Origin of the sequence: Lentzea guizhouensis, from assembly GCF_001701025.1 — a bacterium.
In the GTDB taxonomy this organism is placed as follows: domain Bacteria; phylum Actinomycetota; class Actinomycetes; order Mycobacteriales; family Pseudonocardiaceae; genus Lentzea; species Lentzea guizhouensis.
In genome coordinates, this window is the sequence record NZ_CP016793.1 from 7,202,772 (window position 1) to 7,218,974 (window position 16,203).

The following is a 16,203-nucleotide window of genomic DNA, read 5'->3' on the forward strand; positions in this document are numbered from 1 at the left end:
TAGGGCCAGCGGAGGCGGGGGAGAAGTGCGGGCCCCGCGCGCCACACCACCGTGCAGCTGATCACCACTAGAATCCGCCGGTCAACACCGACAGGACGTACTCGACGGAGCGCGCCATGCCCTTTGCCGATGAGCTGATCGGCGCCCAGACCGTGCGCGACCTGATCGCCGCGCTGCGGACCGCGTCGCCGAAGGCGCGCCTGCGCCGCCTGCGCGCGGCCGAGGACGAGCTGGCGCCACTGCCGCTCCGGGAACGCAGCGACCTCCTGCGCGACGCGCTGCTCGAGGACCTGCCGGGCGACTACGCCTCGTTCGCCACGACCGTGCGCGTCGCGGCCGCCGGGGCGCCGTCGTTCACCGGCTGGCTGATCTGGCCGGTCACCAGCGCCGTGGCCACCAAGGCGATCGACGGCGGCGGCACCGAGGCGTTCGACGACGCCCTCGCCCTGCTGGCGGAGCTGACCCCGCGGCTGACGTCCGAGTTCGCGCTGCGTGCCCTGCTCACCCACGACCTCCAGCGCGCGCTCGGCATCATCCTCACCTGGACCGGGTCGGACGACGAACACGTGCGCCGGTTGGCGTCGGAGGGCACGCGCCCGCTGCTGCCCTGGGCGGTCCGCGTTCCCGGCATCCTCGCCGATCCGAAGACCACGCTGCCGATCCTCGACGCGCTGCACCGCGACGAGAGCGAGTACGTGCGGCGCTCGGTCGCCAACCACCTCAACGACATCAGCCGCCGCGACCCGGACCTGGTCGTCACCACCGCTGCCGCGTGGTCGGCCGACCCCGGGGCCGGCACCGCGCGCCTCGTCCGCCACGCGCTGCGCACGCTCGTCAAACAAGGCCATCCCGGCGCGCTGGAGCTGCTCGGGTTCACCTCCGCCAGGCTGGAGGTGACCGGCCCGCTGCTCGCCGCCGACACCGTGGCGATCGGCGACACGCTGGCGTTCACGGGCTCGGTGCGCAACCTCGACGACCGGCCCGCGCGCCTGGTGATCGACTACGTGGTCCACCACCGCAAGGCCAACGGCACGCTCACCGGCAAGACCTTCAAGCTGACCACGCAGACCCTGGCCCCCGGCGAGGCCTGCGAGCTGCGCCGTGAGCACTCGTTCCGGGTCCTGACCACCCGCCGCTACCACGCCGGGCAGCACGCGGTCGAACTGCAGGTCAACGGCGTGCGGTCGGGCCGTGCCGAGTTCACCCTCGTGGCCGGGGCCTGACGACCCGGTTCGTCACTGTCCAGCCGCCTCCACCGGCAGCAGGACCTGGAACCGCGTGTCGCCCGGCACCGACTCCACCCGGATGTCACCGCGGTGCTTGTTCACCACGATCCGCCAGGAGATCTCCAGCCCGAGCCCTGTGCCCTCGCCGACCGGCTTGGTGGTGAAGAACGGTTCGAAGATCCGGCCCTTCACCTCCGCCGGGATGCCGGGCCCGGTGTCGCCGATCTCCACCACGAGGTGCCGGTCCTGCCGGAACGTCCGCACGGTCAGCGTTCCCGCACCGCCCATCGCGCCCAGGGCGTTGTCGATCACGTTCGTCCACACCTGGTTGAGCTCGCCGGCGTACGCGGAGATCCGGGGGAGCGTCCGGTCGTAGTCCTTGACGACCCGGACGTCCGCGAACTTCCCGCCGAACATGACCAGCGTCGAGTCGAGCAGCTCGTGCACGTCGACCACCTGGTACGGCGCGCGGTCCATCTGCGAGTACTGCTTGGCGGCCCCGACCAGGGTGGACACGCGCGTGGTGGCGTCCTCGATCTCGTTCACGAGCATCTCGGTCTCGACCGTGTACCGCAGCCAGTGCACGGCGGACCCCGTGATGGCCGCGGGGCACGGCCGCAGCGAGGTCTCCAGCCACTCGACGTCCAGCCCACCCGCGACCAGGACGGGCGCGACGTCCCAGCCGCCGCTGACGCCCTGCTCCTCCAGCCAGTCGGCGACCTCGTCCTCGGCGTCGCTCGCCTCCAGCGGACTGAGCTTCGGTGCCTTGGCGACCCGCTCGACCGCCTTCTCCTGGAGCTTGACCAGTGCCGGCAGCTCCGCCGGGTCGAGCGCCCCCTGCGCCAGCAGTGCCAGCTTGTGCCGCATGCCCGCGACCCGTTCACGCAGCGCGGCGGTCGCCCGGACGGCCGCGGCGGCCGGGTTGTTGAGCTCGTGCGTGAGGCCCGCGGACAGGGCACCGAGCGCGGTCAGCCGCTCGTGCTGGCCCACCGTGGCCTGGGTGTTGCGCATACCCCAGAACAGGCCCTCCAGCAGGTGCATCGCCATCGGGAACCACGTGCGCACCATCGGCCCGAACTCGTCGGCGTCGAACTGCAGCATCGACGTGGCGGTGATCGACTCGACGGTCATCTGGTAGGTCGGCTGGTCGAGCTCCAGGTAGGCCTGGGTGGCACCGAAGTACGAGCCGCGCAGGTCGCTGCGGCTCACCTCGATGCGCTGGCCGCCGATGGTGCGGCACAGGGCGACCGTTCCCCGCAACAGCACGAAGAAGCACGTCGCCGGCTCGCCCTCGGCGAGCACCGCGGTGCCCGCCTCGCGGGTCTCGACGTGGCCGTGCGAGGCCAGCCAGCCGAGCTGTTCGTCGTCGAGCTTCTCGAACAGGAACAGCTCGCGCAGCTCCGCCGCAGTGAGCCTCTCCATCAGGACCTCGCCAGGTAGCGGTGGACCAGCGTGACGGCCATGGCGCCCTCACCGACCGCGGACGCGACGCGCTTGACCGACTCCGCCCGGACGTCGCCCGCGACGAACACGCCGGGCAGGTTCGTCTCCAGGTGGTACGGCGCCCGTTCGAGGTCCCAGCCGGGAGGTGAGCCGCCGAGGTCGGGGCCCGCGAGCAGGAAGCCGTGGTCGTCGCGCTCCAGCGTGCCGTCCAGCCAGTCCGTGCGCGGGGCGGCGCCGATGAACGCGAACAGCCAGCTGGCTGGCACGGTCGTCGTCTCGCCGGTCTTGTTGTGCAGCAACGTGAGCGTCTCGAGGTGGTCCTCACCGCTGCCGCCGCAGACCTCGGTGTGGGCGCGCACCTCGACGTTCGGGATGGCGTCGAGCTGGTCGACCAGGTACCGCGACATCGACTGCTCCAGCGAGTCGCCCCGCACCAGCAGCACCACCTTGCGCGCGTGCGCGGAGAAGTAGACGGCCGCCTGGCCCGCGGAGTTCGCGCCACCGACCAGGTAGACGTCCTGACCGGCGCAGTTCGGGCCCTCGGTGGTCGAGGCGCCGTAGTACACGCCCCGCCCGGTCAGCGCGCCGAGTCCGGGCGCGTCGAGCAACCGGTACGACACCCCGGTGGCGAGGATGACGGTGTGGGCGGCGAGCTCGGTGCCGTCACCGAACCGCACGACGCGCGCGGCTCCCCGGCGTTCCAGGGCGACGACGTCCCGCGTGGTGAGCAGCTCGACCCCGAACTTGACCGCCTGCCGGCGGGCCCGCTCGGTGAGCTGCCCGCCGGACACGCCGTCGGGAAAGCCCAGGTAGTTCTCGATGCGGCTGCTCGTCCCGGCCTGGCCACCCGTCGCGATCCGTTCGACCAGGACGGTCCGCAGCCCCTCCGACCCGCCGTACACCGCCGCACCGAGCCCCGCGGGCCCGCCGCCCACGACGATCAGGTCGTAGAACTCGGCCGACGGCTGCGTGCTCAGGCCGACCTCGGTGGCGAGCTCCGCGTCCGACGGGTCGACCAGCGCCGTGCCGGACGCCGTGACCACGACCGGCAGCGTCGTGCCGTCCTGGTGCGCCGCGGTGAGCAGGCAGCGCGCCTCCTGCTCGTCCAGCGCGTGCCAGCGGAACGGAACACTGTTGCGCGCCAGGAAGTCACGCACCTCATAAGACCGCGGCGACCACCGGTGCCCGACCACCCGCACCCGCTGCGGCGGCTGCCGGTCGCTCACCGCCCACGCCCGCAGCTGCTCGTCGAGCACCGGGTAGAGGTTCTGCTCCGGCGGGTCCCACGGCTTGAGCAGGTAGTGGTCGAGGTCCACGACGTTGATCGCCTGGATCGCGGCGTCGGTGTCGGCGTACGCGGTGAGCAGCACCCGGCGCGCCTGCGGGAACACGTCCATGGCCTGTTCGAGGAACTCGATCCCGCTCATCTGCGGCATCCGGTAGTCCGCGAGCAGGGCCGCGACCTCCTCACCGCGCAGCTTGATCTCGTGCAGGGCCTCCAACGCCTGCGCCCCCGACTCCGCCCGCACGACCCGGTAGTGCTCCCCGTACTTCCGCCGCAGGTCGCGCGCCACCGCCCGGGACACGGCAGGGTCGTCGTCCACCGTGAGGATCGAAGGCCGCGCGACGCGACCGGCAGTCGTCATGTGCCCATGAAAACACCACAACTCGCCGATGACGGCAATCGAGGTACCTTCGTGCCGTGGCAACTACTTGTGAACACGTCGCCGAGCTGGGCGCCGAGCCCGCACCGTCCACGACGGAGGGATGTGAGGACTGCCTGGCCGCCGGCGGCAGGTGGGTGCACCTGCGCCTGTGCCTGGGCTGCGGCAAGGTCGCCTGCTGCGACTCCTCACCGGCCAAGCACGCCTCCCGGCACTTCGCCGACGAAGGGCACCCGGTCATCCGGTCGTTCGAGCCGGGGGAGAGCTGGCGCTGGTGCTTTGTGGACAACACGCTGGTGTGACCTGGTGAGCTCGTGGTGCGGGCAGCTCGCCCGCACCACACGGCGTGCACCGGAACGTTTCCTCAGAACCTGTCTTCACCGCGCCAGTGCCGCCCGCGCAAACGCCGCCAGTGCACGCCCCGCCCGGTGCGGTCGGCCTGCATCGGCAGGGCGATCCCGGGATGACGTGACCAGAACTCGGTCGCGGACAAGGTCATCATGACCAGGTACCGGAACGTGCCGTGCGAGAGGCCGGGATCGTCCAGACGTCCCGTCTCCCAGAAGCCCAGGCGAGCGTGCAGGCTCTGCGAGGCGAAGTTGTTGCCGTAGATGCTGATCTCGCACTCGCGGTACCCGCGCTGGCCGAACATCAACGCCAGCAGCACGGTGATCGCGTCCGCCGCGTAACCGCACCTCCCGTACCAGGGCGCGATCCCGATCCCGTAGCTGAAGCGGCTGGAGTCCGTTCGCACGGTGGACAACGACCCCACGAGCAACCCGCTGCGCCGGCTCACGATCCCGAGCTCCAGGTCCTCGCCGGTCGTGCTGGCCCGGTGCGCCGCCCAGTGCTGGTAGCCACCCACCAGGGGCGTGTGCCCGGCGACGTCGAACCTGCTCAGCGCGGTCCGGTCGGCAGGGGTGACCTCGCGCAGCCGCACCTTCCGGCCGACCCAGGTCGTGGACGAGATCGACGGGGCGGCGAGGCGCGTGGCGTCAGGCGTGATCATCGGGTCCGACCCTACCGCGATGCCACTGCCCGGCAGGAGATCAACCTCGCTCGCGTGCCGCGAGCTTGCGCTGCGTCCGGTGACCTTGCGCCACCATCAACGGAATCGCCCGCAACCCGAAGCGCGGGAACGTGTCCGCCAACCGGGCCAGCACCCCGCGCCACCCCGGAACGGTGACGACCGGCCGAGGCCTGTCGAGCACACGGGCGACGGCGGCCGCGATGTCGGCGGGCTGCAGCAGCGTGCCGGAGAACGACAGCGCGGCCGCCGGGTCGTCGAGCTTGTCGTACAGCATCGGTGTCCAGATGCCGTCCGGGCAGACGCACGAGATGTCGATGTCCCGCACGCCTGCCTGCCGGAGATCGGCGAGAGTGCTCAGGCTGAAGCCGATGGCCGCGTGCTTGGAGGCGGCGTATACCGCTTCGCCCACCACGGCCGTGAGGCCCGCCAACGACACGATGTTCACGACGTGCCCGCCGCCACGGCCGCGCATGGCCTGGATCGCGGCGACCGTGCCGTTGATCGTGCCGAGGGCGTTGACCTCGACCATCAACCGGCGGGCGGCCGCGTCCTGCTCCCACGCGGGCCCGGTCACCAGCACGCCCGCGTTGTTGACCCAGACGTCGAGCCTGCCCGCGCGGGCGACGATGGCGTCGCGTGCCGCCTCCACCGCCTCGTGGTCGCGCACGTCGAGCACCCGCGCGGTCGCGCCGATCTCCGCGGCCGTCGCGGTCGCGGTGGCCTCGTCGACGTCGGTCACCAGCACCGTGTAGCCGCGCTCGACCAGCATCCGTGCGACCAGCTTGCCCACACCGCGCCCGGCGCCGGTCACCACCGCGCCCGCTTTTGCCGTCATGCCGGCAGTATCGCGCCCTCAGCGCCGCGGTGGCCGGCGGTGAGCGGGCGGGTGCTGGTCAGCCCAGCCACTTCAAGATCACCTGGTTCAGCTCCTCCGGCTTCTCCTGCTGGATCCAGTGACCGCAGTCCAGGCTGACCACCTCCACCTCGGGCACGAACTCGGCGAGGTTCGCGGACTTCGCAACCGTGTCCCGCTCGCCGTAGACCATGAGAGCGGGGTGGCGGACGACGGGGTCCACGTCCGCCAGCAGGTGCCAGTTGCGGTCGAGGTTCCGGTACCAGTTCACGCTGCCGGTGAACCCCGACGACTCGAAGGCGGTGATGAGAACGGCCAGCTCGTCGTCGCTCATCACCGGTTCGCCCGGCGGGGTCTCCGCGCGGGCGAGGTTGATCATCGCCATGCCCGGCTGCGGCTCGCGGGGAGGTTCGTCCTTGCGGAACATGTTGCGGAGGAAGCGTGCGGGGTTCTCGTCGAACACGGCGTCCGCGACGCCGGGCTGCCGGTTGAAGTGGACCATGTAGAAGTCGTTGCCGAGCAGGGCTTCCAGGAACTCGACCCAGGGCCTCTCGCCGCGTTCGAGGTAGGGCACGCTCAGGGCGATCAGCCTGTTCACGCGGTCCGGGTGCAGCAGCGCCAGGCCCCACACGACGTTCGCGCCCCAGTCGTGGCCGACGAACGTGGCGTCCTCGTACCCGTAGTGGTCGAGAAGCGCGACGAGGTCACCCGTCAGGTGTTCGATGTCGTAGTCCGTCACCGCGGCCGGACGGCTCGAGTTCCCGTAACCACGCTGGTTCGGGACGATCACGTGGTAGCCCGCCGCGGCCAGCGCCGGCATCTGGTGGCGCCAGGAGAAGGCGTGCTCCGGCCAGCCGTGGCAGAGCACGACGGGCTTGCCGGCGTTCTGCCGACCTGCTTCGAACACCTCCAGCTCCACGCCGTTGACCGGAACGAGAGTGGGCTCGGGGAAATCGGATGGGATGAACATCGCACCATGCTGCCGACCGAAACCGGTCAGCTCGTGACCGGTTTTCCTGGCAGTGTCGCCGGCATGGGAACCGACCGGCTGGTGGCCGTCCTCCTGATGCTGCAACGGCGCGAGCACGTGACGGCGGCGGAGGTCGCCCGGGAGTTGGAGGTCTCCGAGCGCACGGCGCGCCGGTATCTCGACGCCCTGGCCATGGCCGGGGTGCCCGTGTACTCCGTGCAGGGGCGAGGCGGCGGCTGGCGGCTCATCGGGGGCGCCCGGACCGACCTGTCGGGGCTGACCGCGAGCGAGGCCCGTGCGCTGTTCCTGGTCGCCGGCCAGGCCTCCGCCGCGACGCCCGCCGTGCGGACGGCCCTGCGCAAGCTCGTCCACGCCCTGCCGGAACCGTTCCGCGGGCAGGCGGAGGCAGCGGCGGCGTCGCTGGTGGTCGACCCGCCACGATGGGGGACCAGCCGGGTCGACCGCCGCCATCCCCGCTTCCTCGACGACCTGCAGGACGCGGTGATCCGCGGCGTCCAGGTGCGCCTCGGCTACGTCGACGGCAAGGGCGCCGAGACCGTGCGGACCGTCCATCCGCTGGGCATCGTCGCCAAAGGTCCGTGGTGGTACCTCGTCACCGGCACCGAGGCCGGCCGGCGGACCTTCCGGATCGACCGCGTGTCGTCGGCCGAACCGACCGGTGACCCCGTGGACCGGCCGGACGACTTCAACCTCGCCGAGAGCTGGCGCGAGATCGCCGACGAGGTCGACCGCAGGCGGACACCGCTCGAAGCCCAGGCGGTGTGCGTGCCGCAGGAGATGAGCCGGCTCCGGATGGTGCTCGGCGACCGGCTCGAGGTGGGGGGCTCTCGTCCCGACGGCCGGATCGAGGTCGTCATCCGCGGCTACGACGAGTACGCGCTGGCGGGTGAGCTCGCCGGGCTGGTCGACTGGATCGAGGTGACCGGCCCACCGGCTGTGCGGGCGCAGCTCGCGTCGATCGGCGCCACCCTCGTCGAGCGGTACCGTTGAGCCCCGCTGGGAAGGCGTTCACCGCAGCTTCTGGACGCCCTCGACTGGGCGGCCGGTCCTCGGCCACCGGCTGACGGCGGTGCCTCAGGTGGAGTGCCACGTCACGGCGGTGTCGATGTCCGCGCGGGTGGTGCGGAAGCCGTTCGCCGGATGCGTCACGTCCGGGTACCCGAACGAGACTCCGACGACGACGCGCCGGGAGTCGGCGAGTCCGAAGTGGTCGCGCAGGAAGCCGGAGTACCCGGCCAGTGCGGCCTGGGGTGCCGCGGCGAGGCCGAGGCTCTGTGCGGCGAGCAGGAACGAGTTGAGGTAGAGGCCGCAGTCGATCGCGCCGTACACGCCGAGGTCGGCCTCGGTGGTGATGATCGCGACGTGCGGTGCGTCGAACAGCTCGAAGTTGCGCAGCATCTGCCGGGCGGCGGCCTCGTGGTCGCCGCGTTCGACGCCGACGCTGGTGTAGAGCTGCTTGCCGCACTCCCGGCGCCGTTCCTGGTAGACGCCCGTGTACTGAGCGGGGAACGGGAAGTCGGGCTGACCGGGGTTTGTCCGCAGGTGGTCGAGCAGCCGCGTGCGCAGCCTGTCCGTCGCGGCGCCCTCGGTGACGACCACGTGCCACGGCTGGGTGTTGCACCACGACGGGGTGCGCTGGGCGAGGGTGAGCACCTGCTCGATCGTGGTCCTGGGGACCGGCTCCGGCAGGAACTGCCGGCAGGTCCACCGCTCGGCGAGCAACCGGTGCAGCGCCTCGTGGGGGTCTGCGGACGTGACGGGAGCGGTGCTCACGGGAACCTCCAGGGCGGTCTCTTTTCGAGACCGACGCTAGCACGGTGCAGTCTCGAAAAGAGACCGTCTTCGGTAGGGTCGGTGCATGCGGTACGAACAGCTCGCCGACCTGCCCTGCTCGATCACCCGCCCGCTGGTCGTGCTGGGGGACAGGTGGACGTTGCTGATCCTGAAGGAGGCCTTCGCGGGGGTGCGGCGGTTCAACGCGTTCCAAGGCAACCTCGGAATCCCGCGCAGTCGCCTGCAGGACCGGCTCGGCCGGCTGGTGGACCACGGGATCCTGGTGCGGCAGCAGGCCGGCGGCGGGGACCACGCCGAGTACCGGCTCAGTCGCAAGGGGCACGACCTCTACCCGATCCTGATGGCGATCAAGGACTGGGGCGACACCTACATGGCACCCGACGGGCCGCCCGTGCACTACCGGCATCGCGACTGCTCCGGCGAGGCACGGGTGGCGCTGGCGTGCGACCACTGCGGCGAACCGATGACGGCCCACGACGTCGTGCCTGAGGCCGGTCCCGGTCTGCTGGCGCACGTCGAAGCGTCCGTTCAGGCGTAGAGGCGGGTCCGGCGGTGTGGGTGGATGGAGGGGAAGCGCCGTTGCAACGTTGCATCCCCGAAGGGACACCCGCCGAGTGCGCACGACGTCGACACGCCGAACCCTGGTCTGGATGCTGACCGCCGTCACGGCGGGCGCGGTGGTGACCACGTCGGGCACGGCCGCCGCGGCCGGCAACCCGTGGACCGAGGTGGACAGAGCCGTGGTCGCGGCGGCCCAGCCGGGCGACGGCCGCGCCGGGTTCACCCTCGACCGGCCCGCGCTGGCCGCCGCCCTGGCCGGAACCGGCACCGTCGAGACCGTGCTGCCGACACCCGCGGGCACGTTCGAGCGGTTCGCCCTGGTCGACGCACCGGTGATGGAGCCGGGGCTGGCGGCGAGGCACCCCGAGATCAGGACGTACGCGGGACGCGGCCTGGACGACCCGGCCGCGTCGGTTCGCGCCGACCTGACCCCGCTGGGTTTCCGCGCCTCGGTGCGGTCACCGCGGGGACACTGGTTCGTCGCCCCGCGCTCTCATCGCGACCAGGGCCTCTATCTCAGCTCCTACGGCAGCGATCTGCCCCCGCTGCGGGAAACCGACGTCGGCTACACCGCACCGGAGCCCCGCCGCACGGGCACCGCCACCACGGGTCCGGTCGTGCAGGCCCGCACCTACCGCCTGGCCCTTCTCACCGACCCGTCCTACGCGCGGTATTTCGGTGCGCAGAACGTGACCGCCGCCAAGGCCGCTCTGGTCAACCGGATCGCGCAGATCTACGAGGACGAGACCGCGATCCGGCTGCTGCTGGTCAACGACACCGACAAGACCAACCTGAACACCGACGCCGAAGCGACCGGGCCGAACGGTCCGTGCGGCGCGGCGCCGTGCTTCCGGCCCGACGAGCTGGAGCGGTGCGTCACCGGGACCCTCGGCAACGCCGCGACGGTGCTGGGGCAGCTGGTCGGTGCGGGCAACTACGAGATCGGGCACGTCGCGCTCGGCGTCCGGGGCGGGGGAGCGGCGGTGCCGGGCGTGGGCGGCCCCCACAAGGCGGCGGCCTGCACGGGCCTCGCGACCCCCACGGGTGACTACTTCGCCGTGGACTACGTGGCGCACGAGATGGGGCACCAGTTCGGCGCGGAGCACACCTTCAACGGCAACCAGTTCGGGTGCGGCCTGGGGCAGCGCGTCGCCGGGTCGGCCTACGAGCCGGGCAGCGGGTCGTCGATCATGTCGTACTCGGGCATCTGCCAGCAGGACAACCTCCAGCGCCACAGCGACGCCTACTTCTCCCACCGCAGCCGCACCGAGATCGCCGCGTTCACCACGTCGGCCCAGTGGGACGCGGACGAGGTGCAGAACGCGTCCCTGCGGGACTTCGGCGCCGGCGACTCGTTCACGATGACCTACGACGGCCGCAGGTCGGCGCCCATCACGCACGCCGGCTACAACCAGGAGGCGATCAAGACCGCTCTGGAAGCGGTCCTGCCCACCGGCGCGCAGGCCGAGGTCGCCGGGCTCGGGGACAACGTGAACCGGCCGACCCCGTTCGACACCACCGGTTTCCAGGTCACGTTCGCCGGAAGCCTGAAGGGCGTGAACGTCCCCGCGCTGGGCATCGACGTCACCGGGGCGTCCGGGTGGGTCGGCGAGACGGTCGAGGGCGGCCCCCAGGACAACGCCGGCCACCGCGTCGAACCGACCGGCAACCACGCCCCCGTCGTGACCGCGCCCGCACGCCGCACCATCCCGGCCCGCACCCCGTTCGCGTTGACCGGCAGGGCTTCCGACCCCGACGGCGAGCCGGTCACCTACCTGTGGGAGCAGAACGACCGGGGCGGCGAGAACGCCACCGGGCTGGTGGACAACACCAAGACCGACGGCCCCCTGTTCCGGTTGTTCGGCACCGCCGCCGTGGTCAGCGACGAGGACGCGCTGAAGTACCGCTCGCCGGGCGCCAACGCGCCGACCACCGATCCGAAGCGGGTCTTCCCCGACCTCGCCCAGATCGCGGCGAACAACACCAACGCGGTCACGGGCCGCTGCCCGGCCGCGCCGCCGCCACCGGCACCCGAGACCGGCTTCGACACGAACGTGCCCGCCGGCCTCGTCGACTGCTACTCGGAGTTCCTGCCCACCGCCGACTGGGTGGGCGTGGACGGTTCCCGCACCCTGCACTTCAAGCTCACCGCCCGCGACGGCAGGAGTGGGGTCGGCACCGCCGACACCGAGCTCGTGGTCGCACCGGACGCGGGCCCGTTCCTGGTGACGTCACACGCTTCCCGTGCGTCCTACCGCGGCGGTGCCCGCCAGCAGATCACCTGGGACGTGGCCGGGACGGCGGCGGCCCCGGTCGGCGCGAGCGCTGTTCGGATCACCTTCTCCACCGACGGCGGGAAGACCTTCCCGCACGTGCTTTCCGCCCACACCCGCAACGACGGAGCCGAGACCGTGCGGCTGCCGAAGGTGCGGACCGACCAGGGCCGGATCAGGATCGAGGCCGTCGGCAACGTCTTCTTCGACCTGAACGACGCCGACCTGACCGTCACCGGCTGAGTGAGACCCTGCTGCCGGGCGGCTTTCAGGCGTCGATGACGCTCAGCACCACGAGAACTCCGACGCCCAGCAGCAGGACCAGCACGATCGCGGCCTGGATCCACCGCGTGCGCACGACCTCCCGGCGCCACCGCTCGTGGTACCGCTGCTGTTCCGCGCGGCCGGCCTCGGTGTCCTTCCGCCACTCGGGCCACACCTCGGCCGTGCCGCGGGCGATCGCGTCGGCGACCCGCTGCACGTCCTCGGCGTGGTACTCGGTCCACGTCGTGGTGCCGTACGTCCCCGTCACGGACGCCTCCCGCGTCTGGACGCGGTTGGCCTGGATGACCGCGTGGTAGTTCCAGACGACCGGCCAGGCGCGCGCGACCTCGGCCCGGTCGAGGTAGCCGTCGGCGGCGTGGGCGAGCCCGCGCCCGCGTTGCGCGATCAGGTCCTCGACCGGCACGGGAGCCGGGATGTCGGTGTCCATGCGGGCGCCTCCCACCACGTTGCGCGCCGACCAACTCTCCCGCGCGGCCACGGCCCCCGCCAGGTCCGTCCGGTCCAGCGCGCCGCATGGGGCAACGTCGAGGCGTGTCCGCGCACAACGCGATACCGGCCGCCGCACGTGACCGCTCGTCCTGGTCACCGGTCCCGGGCCCACCTGTTCGCAGGTGGTTTGGGGGCCGCCTGCACCCCTCGTTTCTGGGAGCGCTCCCAGGAAACAAGAGGTGCGGGCCAGGTCACCGTCGGGTCATTCGACGGCCTTCTTCGCCTCCTTCACCGCGGTGTCCCAGGCCTCGTCGGCGCGCTTGCCCTGCTCGACCGACTGCAGCGCCGGACCGAACACGTTCTCCTGCAGCTGTCCGTCGGCGGGGCCCTTGTGCTGCACCGCCTTGACCTTCTGCACCTGTGCGGCGAACAGCGCGCCCGCCCGCACGTTGTCGAAGTAGGTGTTGACCTGCTCCAGCAGGGCCCGGTTCTCCAGGGCCTCGACCTGGCTGGGGAACGTCCCCTTGGCCTGGAACGCCTTGATCTGCTGCTCCGGCGCGGTCAGCCAGGCCGCGAGCTCCGCCGCCCTGCCCGCGTTCCTGCTCTGCTTCGGCACGGTCAGGTAGGAACCGCCCCAGTTGCCGCCGCCGTTCGGGAACGCTTCGGTGACGGCCCACTTGCCGGCGTTCTCCGGCCCTGCCTGCGTCTCGATGACACCGAGCATCCACGACGGGCACGTCTTGGTGGCGAACCTGCCGAGCTTGAAGCCGGTGTTCCACTCGCTGCTGAACGCGGTCAGCTTCGCCGACTGTCCTCTTGAGACTGCGTTCGTCACGGCCGTCCAGTCGCTCCTGATGTCCGGATTGGACTCGACGACGAGTGTGTTCGATCTGTCGAAGTAGCCGACGTCGTGCTGGTTGTGCATGGCGTTGAAGATCTGCGCCGCGCTGTCGAACCAGGCGACGCCCGACATCTTCGCGACGAACCGGTCGCCCGCCGCGAAGTAGCTGTCCCAGGTGGCGAACAGCTGCTTGACCTCCTCGGGGTCCGACGGCAGGCCGGCCTCGGCGAAGAGGTCCTTGCGGTAGCACATGGCCAGGGGGCCGATGTCCGTGCCGTAGCCGACCAGCTTGCCGTCGGGGGTGGTCGCGGCGTCGGCCTTCCACTTCAGCCAGCGGTCCGGTGTCGCGTCCGCCGGACCGATCTCCAGCAGGTTGGTGAACTGGTCGGACTTGGCCATGACCTGGCTGAGGTAACCCTCCTCGACGGCCTCGACGTCGGCGAGGCCGGAGCCCGCGCCCAGCTTGGTGAAGAGGTTCTGGTGGTGCGGGGCGCCCTGGCCCGTCTTGCGCTGGGTGATCTTGATGTCCGGGTGCGCCGCCTCGTACTCCTTGAACAGCTCCTCGTAGCCGAACTCGTTGAAGGTGGCGATGGTCAGCTCGATCTTGCCGTCGGCGGTCAGGTTCGCTCCACCCGTGCCGCACGAAGCGACGGCGGCGGTCAGGACGACACAGGCGACCACGGTGGTGTAGCGGTGGCGATGCACGTGAGGACTCCTCGGGACGGCGGAATTCTGGGAGCGCTCCCAGATTTCGGGAGTGTGAATTGGGTGTGACGAGGTGTCAAGCACTGTGCAACCGCGAGCCCCACGTGGGTCCCGCCCAAGCGCGTGACGTGCACCTCGCGAGCTAGATGCAAATGATTGTCATGAGCTACCGTCACCGCGTTGCCGCTCTCACGACGTCAGGAACCCCTCATGCACCACCGCGCGCCCCTGGCCGCTGCCGGACTGGCCGCCGTCTCGGTCCTCCTGGCCGGATGTTTCGCCTCCGGCGCAGGTGACCCGGCCGGCTCGGCCGGGACCAGGATCGAGCTGGCCATGATGCAGCCGCCGCGGTCGGGCCTGTCACCGTTCAGCGACGACGCGTTCAAGCTGTCCCGCTGGTCCGCCGCGGAAACGCTGGTGACGCTGGACGACAACGGCGACGCCCGCCCAGGACTCGCCACCGAGTGGCGGCGCACCTCCGGCACGGCGTGGGAGCTCACCATCCGGCCCGGGGTGAAATTCCACGACGGCAGCACCCTGACCGCCGCGGTCGCCGCGAACACGCTCACCAGGGCGATGAAGGCGGTGCCGAAACCGCGCATCCTCGACGGTGTCGCGCTGACGGCGTCGGTGGCGGGGGAGAGGCTGGTCGTGGCGACGGAGACCCCGGATCCGCTGTTGCCGCAACGCTTGTCGTCGCCTCAACTGTCCATTTTGGCGGAAAGCGCGTATGCGGCGGACGGCAAGGTCAACCCGGTCGGCACCGGCAGCGGGCCGTTCCGGTTGGTGCGCGTGGGCGGGACCACCAGCGCGACCCTCGACCGCTACGACGGGTACTGGGGCGAGAAGGCGAAGGCCGCGGGCATCGACGTGTCGTTCGTGCCGGACGGCACCGCGCGTGCGGCGGCGATCCGCAGCGGGGAGGCGCACATCGCCGAAGCGGTTCCCGTCTCGCAGGCCGCGCTGCTCGACGCGAAGACGATCAGCGAGGTGCCGATGCCGCGCACGAACACCTTGTACCTCAACACGAAGTCGGGACCGTTCGCCGATCCCGCGGTGCGGGCCGCCGCGCGCGAGGCGATCGACCGCGGTCAGCTCATCAGCGGTGTCTACGAGAACCGCGCCGACTCCGCCAAGGGGCTGCTCGGGCCCGCACTGCCGTGGACCGTGCAGGCGCGGCAGGAGCTCACCGGCCGTGTTCCCGCCGGCCGGCCGGACGGTGCCACGATCACGCTGGCGACGTTCACCGACCGCGCGGAGCTCCCCGAGGTCGCCTCGATCATTCAGCAACAGCTCCAGGACGCCGGCTTCACGGTCAACCAGGTCGTGCGCGAGTACGCCCACATCGAGCAGGACATGCTGGCGGGCGAGTTCGACGCGTTCATCCTGTCGCGCGCGACGGTGCTCGACTCCGGTGACCCGGTCGCGTATCTGAAGTCGGACTTCACGTGCGCCGGTTCGTTCAACATCGCGCAGCTGTGCGACGCCGGCGTCGACCAGGCCGTGCGCAAGGCGGAGGCGGCGGAAGCCGGTGAGCAGCGTCGTGCGGCGATCCTCGAGGCGGAGGCGGCGGTGCTGCGCACCGATGCCGCCATCCCGATGCTGCACGAGCGCGTGATCCAGGGCGACGCCACCTCGGTGGTGGGTTCGGTGAAGGACCCGCGCGAACGGGCGCTCGTCACCGCCGCCACGCACGTGAAGTGATGGCGGAGTCGTCGCGCGGGCGGGCGGGAGCCGCGTTCTCCCGGCTCGGCGCGCTCGCGTTGATCACGGTCGTCGTCGGGTTGCTGCCCTGGCTGTCCGGTCGTGACCCGGCGCTGTCGGTGCTGCGGGCCCGGTCGGCCGAACAGGAGCCGACACCGGAGGCGCTCGACGCGGTGCGGCGCCAGCTCGGGCTCGACGCCGGGCCGGTCGACGTGCTCACCGGCTGGGCGTCCGGTCTGCTGCGCGGCGACCTCGGCCGCTCCTGGACCAGCGGCGGCGAGGTGCTGCCGGTCGTGCTGTCCGGCCTCGGCGTCTCCCTCACGCTGATGTGCGCGGCCATCGTCGTCGCGCTCGTCGTGGCGTCGGCGTTGTGCCTGCCGGGCCTGCTGCGCGGCGCTCGGTGA

The 16,203-nt window shown here is 71.4% G+C and carries 15 protein-coding genes; 7 read left to right on the forward strand and 8 right to left on the reverse strand.

Features of this window, described 5'->3' with window-relative positions:
- Positions 1–116: 116 nt before the first annotated feature.
- Positions 117–1,223 (forward strand): DNA alkylation repair protein, encoded by a 1,107-nt coding sequence (locus tag BBK82_RS34870; RefSeq protein WP_065918770.1) that lies wholly within the window; start codon positions 117–119, stop codon positions 1,221–1,223.
- Between the two features lie 12 nt (positions 1,224–1,235).
- Here the strand turns inward: BBK82_RS34870 and BBK82_RS34875 are convergent, their stop codons facing one another.
- Together BBK82_RS34875 and BBK82_RS34880 are read right to left on the reverse strand one after the other, a co-directional pair.
- On the reverse strand, positions 1,236–2,648 hold the full coding sequence (locus BBK82_RS34875; protein ID WP_065918771.1) for an ATP-binding protein: 1,413 nt from the start codon (positions 2,646–2,648) through the stop codon (positions 1,236–1,238).
- Positions 2,648–4,315, reverse strand: a complete 1,668-nt coding sequence (locus BBK82_RS34880) for an NAD(P)/FAD-dependent oxidoreductase (protein WP_065918772.1) — start codon at positions 4,313–4,315, stop codon at positions 2,648–2,650. The genes BBK82_RS34875 and BBK82_RS34880 overlap by 1 nt, the downstream gene beginning before the upstream one ends.
- 56 nt (positions 4,316–4,371) lie before the next feature.
- Here BBK82_RS34880 and BBK82_RS34885 point away from each other — a divergent pair, with 56 nt between their 5' ends.
- On the forward strand, positions 4,372–4,635 hold the full coding sequence (locus BBK82_RS34885; protein WP_065918773.1) for a UBP-type zinc finger domain-containing protein: 264 nt from the start codon (positions 4,372–4,374) through the stop codon (positions 4,633–4,635).
- Between the two features lie 62 nt (positions 4,636–4,697).
- Here BBK82_RS34885 and BBK82_RS34890 read toward each other — a convergent pair whose 3' ends face one another.
- Genes BBK82_RS34890 through BBK82_RS34900 form a run of 3 tightly spaced genes read right to left on the reverse strand, consistent with a single transcriptional unit; the run spans position 4,698 to position 7,186 of the window.
- Complete coding sequence (locus BBK82_RS34890; RefSeq protein ID WP_065918774.1) at positions 4,698–5,342, reverse strand: GNAT family N-acetyltransferase; 645 nt, start codon at positions 5,340–5,342, stop codon at positions 4,698–4,700.
- A 40-nt stretch (positions 5,343–5,382) separates the two neighbouring features.
- The gene (locus tag BBK82_RS34895) at positions 5,383–6,198 is read right to left on the reverse strand and encodes an SDR family oxidoreductase (RefSeq protein ID WP_065918775.1); all 816 of its coding nucleotides are present in this window, start codon (positions 6,196–6,198) and stop codon (positions 5,383–5,385) included.
- A gap of 58 nt (positions 6,199–6,256) precedes the next feature.
- Positions 6,257–7,186, reverse strand: coding sequence for an alpha/beta fold hydrolase (locus BBK82_RS34900; protein WP_065918776.1), 930 nt, complete (start codon positions 7,184–7,186; stop codon positions 6,257–6,259).
- A gap of 63 nt (positions 7,187–7,249) precedes the next feature.
- Between BBK82_RS34900 and BBK82_RS34905 the strand changes: the two genes are divergently transcribed.
- Entirely contained in the window at positions 7,250–8,197 is a 948-nt protein-coding gene (locus tag BBK82_RS34905; protein ID WP_065921581.1) for a helix-turn-helix transcriptional regulator, read from the forward strand.
- An 84-nt stretch (positions 8,198–8,281) separates the two neighbouring features.
- Here the strand turns inward: BBK82_RS34905 and BBK82_RS34910 are convergent, their stop codons facing one another.
- On the reverse strand, positions 8,282–8,980 hold the full coding sequence (locus BBK82_RS34910) for a nitroreductase (RefSeq protein ID WP_065918777.1): 699 nt from the start codon (positions 8,978–8,980) through the stop codon (positions 8,282–8,284).
- A gap of 85 nt (positions 8,981–9,065) precedes the next feature.
- On the opposite strand from BBK82_RS34910, the gene BBK82_RS34915 reads away from it, so the two are divergent.
- Together BBK82_RS34915 and BBK82_RS34920 are read left to right on the forward strand one after the other, a co-directional pair.
- A complete protein-coding gene (locus BBK82_RS34915; RefSeq protein WP_065918778.1) occupies positions 9,066–9,539 on the forward strand; it encodes a winged helix-turn-helix transcriptional regulator in 474 nt (157 codons plus the stop codon).
- Positions 9,540–9,651: 112 nt separating this feature from the next.
- Positions 9,652–12,078 (forward strand): reprolysin-like metallopeptidase, encoded by a 2,427-nt coding sequence (locus BBK82_RS34920; RefSeq protein WP_065918779.1) that lies wholly within the window; start codon positions 9,652–9,654, stop codon positions 12,076–12,078.
- 25 nt (positions 12,079–12,103) lie between these two features.
- Here the strand turns inward: BBK82_RS34920 and BBK82_RS34925 are convergent, their stop codons facing one another.
- Both BBK82_RS34925 and BBK82_RS34930 read right to left on the reverse strand, forming a co-directional pair.
- The gene (locus BBK82_RS34925; RefSeq protein ID WP_154697665.1) at positions 12,104–12,547 is read right to left on the reverse strand and encodes a hypothetical protein; all 444 of its coding nucleotides are present in this window, start codon (positions 12,545–12,547) and stop codon (positions 12,104–12,106) included.
- Positions 12,548–12,811: 264 nt separating this feature from the next.
- On the reverse strand, positions 12,812–14,095 hold the full coding sequence (locus BBK82_RS34930) for an ABC transporter substrate-binding protein (protein ID WP_154697666.1): 1,284 nt from the start codon (positions 14,093–14,095) through the stop codon (positions 12,812–12,814).
- A 210-nt stretch (positions 14,096–14,305) separates the two neighbouring features.
- Here BBK82_RS34930 and BBK82_RS34935 point away from each other — a divergent pair, with 210 nt between their 5' ends.
- Positions 14,306–15,799: an ABC transporter substrate-binding protein gene (locus tag BBK82_RS34935; protein WP_065918781.1), complete on the forward strand. Its 1,494-nt coding sequence runs from the start codon at positions 14,306–14,308 to the stop codon at positions 15,797–15,799.
- Positions 15,799–16,203: an ABC transporter permease family protein gene (locus BBK82_RS54880; RefSeq protein ID WP_065918782.1), complete on the forward strand. Its 405-nt coding sequence runs from the start codon at positions 15,799–15,801 to the stop codon at positions 16,201–16,203. Before BBK82_RS34935 ends, BBK82_RS54880 begins: the two co-directional genes overlap by 1 nt.